The organism is Pseudomonas sp. EL_65y_Pfl1_R83, assembly GCF_963970695.1.
GTDB lineage: Bacteria > Pseudomonadota > Gammaproteobacteria > Pseudomonadales > Pseudomonadaceae > Aquipseudomonas > Aquipseudomonas tritici.
This window is the reverse complement of the sequence record NZ_CAXAQI010000394.1, coordinates 1-461: the sequence shown is the minus strand read 5'-3', so window position 1 is coordinate 461 and position 461 is coordinate 1. Positions and strand designations below refer to the sequence as shown.

Annotated in this window: 1 protein-coding gene; it reads left to right on the top strand. The window is 55.5% G+C overall.

Translation table 11 applies throughout. The annotated features are described in order from the left end of the window. A partial coding sequence (locus AACY08_RS29470) for a ribonucleotide-diphosphate reductase subunit beta (protein WP_339472609.1) occupies nt 1-461 on the top strand: 461 nt, incomplete at both ends.

Genomic DNA, 461 nt, shown 5'->3' with positions numbered 1-461 from the left:
CACGCCTACCAGTACTGCATCGAATCGCTGGCCATGGATGAAGGCGAGATCTTCAACATGTACCACGAGATTCCGTCGGTCGCCAAAAAGGCCGCCTGGGGCCTCAAGTACACCCGTTCGATCTCCGATCCGAAGTTCGAAACCGGCACCGTCGAAACCGACAAAGAACTGCTGCGCAACCTGGTCGCGTATTACTGCGTCCTGGAAGGCATCTTCTTCTATTGCGGCTTCACCCAGATCCTGTCCATGGGCCGTCGCAACAAAATGACCGGCGTGGCGGAGCAGTTCCAGTACATCCTGCGCGATGAGTCGATGCACCTGAACTTCGGTATCGATGTGATCAACCAGATCAAAATCGAAAACCCGCATTTGTGGGATGCCGAGATGAAGGAAGAAGCGACCCAGATGATCCTGCAAGGGACGCAACTGGAGATCGAATACGCTCGCGACACCATGCCGCG